The organism is Nocardia carnea (assembly GCF_029869215.1).
In the GTDB taxonomy this organism is placed as follows: domain Bacteria; phylum Actinomycetota; class Actinomycetes; order Mycobacteriales; family Mycobacteriaceae; genus Nocardia; species Nocardia carnea_B.
This window is the reverse complement of record NZ_JARWPM010000356.1, coordinates 1-7,336: the sequence shown is the minus strand read 5'-3', so window position 1 is coordinate 7,336 and position 7,336 is coordinate 1. Positions and strand designations below refer to the sequence as shown.

Here is a 7,336-nt window from a genome sequence, read left to right as displayed (position 1 = left end):
CCGGAAGCGGTGGCGCGGGCCCGGCGGGGCCCCGGGCACACCGGGCCGCCGAGCCGACAGCCTGGACAAAATAAGCGGGGAGCCCCCCCGCCCCCCGCGGGGGGAAATGGCAAAAACGCGGAGTGGCGGGTCACCCCCCCCAATTTTTCTCTCCCCGCCGCCCCGCGCGGCGGGGGGGCCCCCCCCCCCCCCCCCGGGGCCCGCGCCACCGCTTCCGGTGACGCGACCCAGCTGGTCAGCCGGCCCGGCGCCGGTTCCCATTCGTCGATCAGGCCGAATTCGACCATGCTGCATCCTCGTTTCGGCGACTGCTCGTCACGATGTGGCTCCCACCGGTACGGGTTCGGCCGCGCGCTCGGACGCCGCGACGAGTGCGGCCGGATCCGGTGCGGACTGCCCGTTCGCGGATTCGGCGGCCAGGATCAGCTCGGCCACTTTGGGTCCGGCCTGTTCGAGGCTGAAGGAGCGGCCCATCTGCAGCGACATCAGGTCGATGCCGAGGGTTTTGGTGACCCGGGCCCCGAGTTCCACCGCCATCAGGGAATCCAGCCCCAACTCCGGGACGGGAACGGTCATATCGATGGATTCGACCGGCACACCCATCACGACCGCGAGTTCTTCGGCCATCTTGCGGGCCACGAAGGCGCCGCGTTTGCCTTCCTCGATCGCGGCCACCTCGGCGCGCAGCTGCGCCAGCTCCGAGGTGTCCTTGGCGGAGACCTGCGCCAGCGCCATCGTGCGGCCGGTGCGGGTGAGCTGCGGGAAGGTGCCGGTGAGTTTGGCCCAGTCGGTCGGGATGATGCCCGCCCGCGGCACTCCCAGGCGCAGGGCCTGTTCCAGATAGGCGGTGGCATCGGCCATATCGATCGGGTCGAAGCCGACCAGGTCGAGATATTTGACCGCGGTCTCGTCGGCCGCCATGCCGCCGGTCGCGCCGGAGAGGTGACCCCAGCCGACGCACAGCGCCCGCTCGCCCGCCGCGGCCCATTCCTGCGCCATGGTTTCCACCGCGACATTGGCGGCGCAGTAGTTGTACTGGCCGTAGATGCCGTACATGGATCCGCCGGAGGAGCAGAGTACGAACATGTCGAGGTCGATCCCGGCGTCGGCGACCGCCTGGTGCAATATCCGGGCGCCGTGCACCTTGGGGCGGTACACGATATCGAGTTCCTGGAAGGTCATGGCCGCCAGCCGGTTGTCGGCCACCGACCCCGCCGCGTGGAATACGCCGCGCAGCGGGTGTTCCGGGCTGTGCGCGCGTGCCACGATCGCGGCGACAGCGTCCGCGTCGGTGATATCGGCGCGTTCGTCGATCACCTCGACACCGGCCGTATCCCAGGCAGCCAGCTGCCGGCGGGCCTCCTCGGTGGTGGGGCCGCTGCGACTGACCAGCACCAGCCGGCGCGCCCCGCGCAGCGTGAGCCAGCGCCCGATGGCCATCCCGAACCCGCCGAACCCGCCGGTGACGAGATAGGTTCCCGCCCCGTCGAATTCGACCTGCGGCAGATAGGGCCGCACCGCGGGCAGCGGGGAATCCATCCGCAGCGCGATCCGCCGCAGGCCGGTCGAGCGGATGGTTTCCTCGAAGGCGCTCGCGACCTCGTCGGTGTCGAACAACCGGTACGGCAGCGGCCGGTAGGTGCCGGCCAGCACCTTCTCGTAGACCCGCTGCAGCAGGGTGATCAACCGTTGCGCGTCCACGGCGACCAGGCGGTCCAGGTCCATCGAGTAGTACGCGACGTTCTTGTCGAAGTTGGCGAGTTCCAGCAGGCCGCCGGTGTAGATATCGGCCTTGCCCACTTCGACGATGCGGCCGAACTCGGCGACCGCGTGGAAGTTCTGCCGCAGGATCTCACCCGGCGCGCTGCTCAGCACCACCTCGGCACCCTTGCCGCCGGTGATCTCCAGGACATCGTCGACGAAGTTCAGCGACCGGGAGTCGATGGCGTGATCGGCGCCGAGCGAAAGCACATGCGCCCGGCGTTCGTCGGTACTCGCGGTGCCGATGATGCGGGCCCCGCGATCCTTGGCGACCTGGATGGCGGCCGTACCCACACCGCCGGCGGCGCCGTGGATCAGCACCGTCTCGCCCGGTTGCAGCCGGGCCAGATCGTGCAGCGCGTATTCGGCGGTGCCGAAGGCGATGGTGCTGGTGCAGTAGGCGGGGTCGGCGTCCGGTGGAAGCGGGATGGCCCGTGCCCGGTCCACCACCACGAACCGCTGCATCATGCCCTTGGCGGCGATCGCGACCTGATCGCCCACCGCGATATCGGTGATCTCCGGGCCGACCCGCACGACCTCGCCGACACCCTCCATACCCGGGACGGTGCCGAAATAGGTGGGGGAGAGCTCGCGTTCGCCGAGCAGCCCGATCACCTTCAGCGGATCCTTGTAGTTCAGGCCGATCACCTTCATCCGCACCTCGAGCTGCCCGGGTCCCGGCTCCGGTCGCGGACAGGCCCGCCAGGCCAGTGCCGACAGCACCCGGGTGCGCGGCATCTCCAGCCCGAAGTTGGCCTCCGGGTCGGTGAGCGGCTGCGCGGTGTCGAGTTCGTCGAGGCGTTCGGGGAGCGGTTTGCCGACCACCGGCGCCCAGCGGGTACCGCCGCGCAACGCGACCTCGTCGGTGTTGTCGCTCCAGAAGGCGCCCGGCACCGCGAGTTCGGTGACCAGCGCGGCGGTCTCGGTATCCGGCTCCACATCCACCAGCCGCCAGCGCAGCGCCGTCTGCTCGTTCAACAGCACTCGATGGGCGCCGGCCAGCGCGGCGTGCGCCGGGTCCGGGCCCGCGTGCCCCGGTACCGCGAACGCCAGTTCGGTCACCAGCGTGACATGGCATGCGCCCTCGTCGAACACGCTTTCCGGGGACTTTTCGCTGGTCTCCGGATGGGCGAAGGTGTCGATCGTCACCGCGACCTGCTCCAACGTCCACAGATCGGCGATATCGTCGCCGCCGGCGCCCGCCACCACGATCACATGCAGCCGATCGGCACCTTCGGCCCCGGCGGATTCCAGTGTCTCGGTGAGACCGGCCGCCGGCTCCGCGCCGGACAACCCGGCCAGATGCAGCCGGGCCCCGGGAATCGTTTCGGCCAGCGCCTCCGCGCGGCGGTTGCTGCCGCCCAGCGCCACCACCACGGTGCTCACCGAATCCCGCGGCAGCGCCGTGGGATCGAGGGGGTCGCGCTGCTCCATGGTTTCGACGTAGTAGAAGTCGGCCATCCGGCGCAGCGGATCCTGGCCCGGTGTGAGCGGGCCGATCTGCAGACCGCTCAACCGCATCACCAGGTTGTGCTCGTCGTCGAGCAGGTCCACGTTCGCCCGCAGCCGGGCGGCGGGGTCGCGCCGGGCGACGACGGTGATCCGTTCGGGTAGCGGCGCGACCAGGCGCACGGCGCCCACCCCGACCGGCACCAGGGTGCCCTCGTCCACCCGGGATTCGGCGAACAGCATGGCCGCGGTCTGCATGGCGGCGTCCACCACCGCGGGATGCGCGAGATGTCCGGAGCCCGCGGCGATACTGCCGTCCACGGTCGCCACCACCACGTCCTGACCGGCCCGTGCTGTGCGCACCCGCTGGAACGACGGCCCGTACTGCAACCCGGCCGCGGCCAGCCCGGTGTAGAACATCGCCGGATCGACGTCCACACCGGTCTCGATCTCGGGGACCTCGACCTTCGTCTGCTTATGACTGCCGGTCAGCGTGCGACCCGTCGCATGCAGCGTCCAGGCGGTACCCGTGGCCGACCGGGAGCGGATCAGGAACCGGCCGCTGGCTTCCTCCACACTCAGCGAGACCAGCGGCACATCCGGGGCGCCCATGATCAGCGGCGCAACGAACCGCACCTGCTCCAGCGCGACCCGTTCGACGCCGAGCCGTTTCGCGGTCGCGCTGAGTGCCGCGTCGAGATACGCCGCACCGGGCATGATCTTGACGTTGTCGACGACGTGATCGGCCAGCCACGGCAGCAATTCGGTGCCGACCTGCAACAGGTAGTCCGGTTTGCCCTCGACATCCGGATCACCGAGCATGGCGTAACTGTCGGGAGTGCCGAGCCGGGCCTGCTCGAACAGCGGCAACGGTGCATGCAACCGGGTGCGCTGCCAGGGATACCTGGGCAACGGCAGATGCGGGGTCGCGGGTTCGTCCGCCGGGAACAGGGTATCCAGGTCCAGCACCCCCGCGCCGTACAGGCCGATGAGAGTGCGCCGGACGCTGTCGGAATCGGGCTGCCCGCGGTCCAGGGTGGGAACCGTGGTGCCGTTCACGTCGGCGGCCAGCAGGGTCTCGCGGATATTGCCGGACAACACCGGATGCGGCCCGACCTCCAGGAATACCCGGCGCTCGGCGATCATGGCGGTGATCGCGTCGGCGAAACGCACCGGCTCGCGCACATTCGCGCACCAGTAGCCGGCGTCCCAGTCCGGACCGGTCACCTGCGCGCCGGTGACCGAGGAGTACAGCGGAATCGTGGGAGCCTGCGGTTCGAGCTGTGCCAGCACTTCGCGCAACTCGTCGAGGATCGGATCCATCAGCCGGCTGTGATACGGCACCTCGACCCGCAGCCGCCGGGCGAAAACACCGTCCTCGGTGAGCTTTTCGGCGATCTCGTCGAGCCGGCCCGCCTCGCCGGACAGGGTGAGCGAGGTCGCGCTGTTGATCGCGGCGATATCCACGCGGGGGTCGTCACCGATCAGTTCCCGCGCCTGCTCGGCAGGCATACCGACCGCGAGCATGCCACCGGTACCGGCCGTGGTGGCCTGCAACCGTGCCCGGTGGTAGGCCACCAGCACGGCATCGCGCAGCGACAGCATGCCGCTGATATAGGCCGCGGACACCTCACCGACACTGTGCCCGACGATCGCCGCGGGTTCGATCCCGTAGCGCGCGAGTTCGCGCACCAGCGCCACCTGCACCAGGAAGTTGGCCGGTTGGGCGACCGCGGTGGTGGTGACCCGCGATTCGTCCTCCGGCTTCAGCAGTTCCGCGACGATCGACCAGCCCGCGAGCGCCCGGAACTCGGTGTCGATCTCGGCCGCGGCGTCGGCGAAAACGCCCTCGGTGGTGAGCAGTTCGCGCGCCATACCCCACCACTGCGGGCCCATCCCGGAGAAGACGAATACCGGTTCGGCGGTGCGCGCCACGAGGGTGCGTACCGCCTCCCGGCCCTCGCCGCCGGCGAACTCGCGCAGCGCGTGCACCAGGTCAGCGGTCTCGCCGAGCAGCATTCCGGTGCGGTACGGGTGATGCGCCATCCGGGTCCACGCGGCCTCCGCGAGCCGGGCCGGGTCGGCGCCGCCGGTGATGAGGTCGGCGAAGCGACCGGCCAGTGCCCGGGCCGCGCCGGTACTGCGTGCCGAGATCGGCAGCACCCCGTGATGCCGCGGCTCCCGCGCCGGTTCGATCACGGTCGCGGGCCGGTACTCCTGCAGGATGGCGTGCGCGTTGGTGCCGCCGTAACCGAAACCGTTGACCGCGATCGACATCGGGCCGGCGTCCGCCGGCAGCGGCTGGGCCTCGGTCTGGACGTGCAGGCCCAATTCGTCGAACGGGATATCGGGATTGGGTGTGTCGATCCAGCCCTGCGGCGGGATCGTGCGGTGCCGGATGGCCAGCGCCGCCTTGATCACACTCGCGATACCGGCCGCGGCCTCGGTGTGCCCGAGGGTCGATTTGACCGAGCCCACGCCCAGTGACTCCCGGCGCCCGGCCGGTGCACCGAAAACCCGGCCCAGTGCGCGCAATTCGACCGGATCGCCGACCAGGGTGCCGGTGCCGTGCGCCTCGACGTAGGTGATCGATTCCGGCGCCAGCCCGGACCGGGCGCAGACCGCCCGCGCCAGCGACTCCTGGGAATCCACATTCGGCACGGTGATGGCGGTGGTGCGGCCGTCCTGGTTCGACCCGGTCGCCTTGACCACGGCGTAGACCCGGTCGCCGTCGCGGACCGCGTCGTCGAGCTTCTTCAGCACCACCATGCCCGCGCCCTCCCCGCGGCCGTAGCCGTCGGCGGAGGCGTCGAAGGATTTGCAGCGGCCGTCGGCCGCTAGGAAGCCGCCCTTGCACATGAGTACGAAGGTTTCCGGCTGCAGCATGACGTTCACACCGCCCGCCAGCGCGACCTCGCAGTCGCCGTGCGCCAGCGCCTGACAGGCGAGATGGAACGCGACCAGCGAGGACGAACACGCGGTATCGACCGTGATCGCGGGCCCTACCAGATTGAGCGCGTAGGCGATCCGGTTGGACAGCATCGTGTAGGACGCGCTGGCGGGGGTGTGCATATCGGTGTGGAACAGCGCCGGACCCACCACGCCGATCACCGACTGATCGACCACGAATCCACCCACATACACCCCGACCGATCCGCCGGCCGCGCGCCGCGCGATCCCGGCATCGTCGAGAGCTTCCCAGGTGACCTCGAGCATCAGGCGCTGCTGCGGATCCAGGACGGTCGCCTCACGCGGGGAGATGCCGAAGAAATCGGGGTCGAATTCCCACGGGTCGATGGTCATGAACGCGCCGCGTTTGGTGTAACTGCGGCCCGGCGTGCGCGGTTCCGGGTCGTAGTAACGGCGGTAATCCCAGCGATCGGCCGGCATATCGACCACACCGTCGCGTTTGTCCAGAACGAAGTCCCAGAAGGAGTCGGGTGAGTCGATCCCGCCTGCGAATCGGCAGCCGATGCCGACTATTGCGATATCCGACATACACATCCTCCAGAGTCGGAATAGGTTGAGCGCCAGTCGATTACGCGCGAACCGTGAGCGTTGCCGCGCGGCCGGTGACGGCGCCAGCGTACTTCCTGTCACAGGCGGGCCGACATCCTTCAGGGTCACTTCACAAACGATCACGGGCGCATTTGTGGGATGTCGAACCAGCCGGTATATCCCTGTGGGACGAATGTCGTTCACCTATGTTCGGAGGGTCCGGCGGTACGCGCCGGTCCCGGATTTCGCGCTCGGGAGGTTATGTGTCCGGCTGGATCGACCTGGTCGTCCGCCGCCGGTTCGTCGTGCTCGGGCTGGTTGTCGCGGGCCTGCTGGCGCTCGGCGGCTACGGCCTCGGCGTGCACGACCGGCTCAGCGTGAGCGGCTGGGACGATCCGGGTTCGGAATCGGCACATGCGCTCCGGTTGAACACCGAGGCATTCGGCCGCAACCACGTCGCCGACGTCCTGCTGGTATTCCACGCTCCTGCGGGTGCGACGGTCGACGACCCGGATTTCGCGGAAACCGTTGTCGGCCACCTGAACAGCCTGCCGCAGCGTTTCCCCGCGGAGATAGAGAAGATCAACGGCGCGTACTGGCCCACCGAGACCGGACTCGCGGTGCCGGA

At 69.5% G+C, this 7,336-nt stretch carries 1 protein-coding gene and 1 pseudogene; one reads left to right on the top strand and one right to left on the bottom strand.

Annotated elements, in window-relative coordinates; genetic code table 11:
- Positions 1-315: 315 nt before the first annotated feature.
- On the bottom strand, positions 316-6,708 hold the full coding sequence (locus tag QH276_RS24810) for a type I polyketide synthase (RefSeq protein ID WP_280398450.1): 6,393 nt from the start codon (positions 6,706-6,708) through the stop codon (positions 316-318).
- 263 nt (positions 6,709-6,971) lie between these two features.
- Here QH276_RS24810 and QH276_RS24805 point away from each other — a divergent pair.
- Positions 6,972-7,336: pseudogene (locus tag QH276_RS24805) on the top strand (MMPL family transporter); the annotation flags it as partial.

Bases quoted from the DNA above. Each gene is read 5' to 3' on its own strand.
- QH276_RS24810 (WP_280398450.1), bottom strand. From the start codon at position 6,708: ATGTCGGATATCGCAATAGTCGGCATCGGCTGCCGATTCGCAGGCGGG.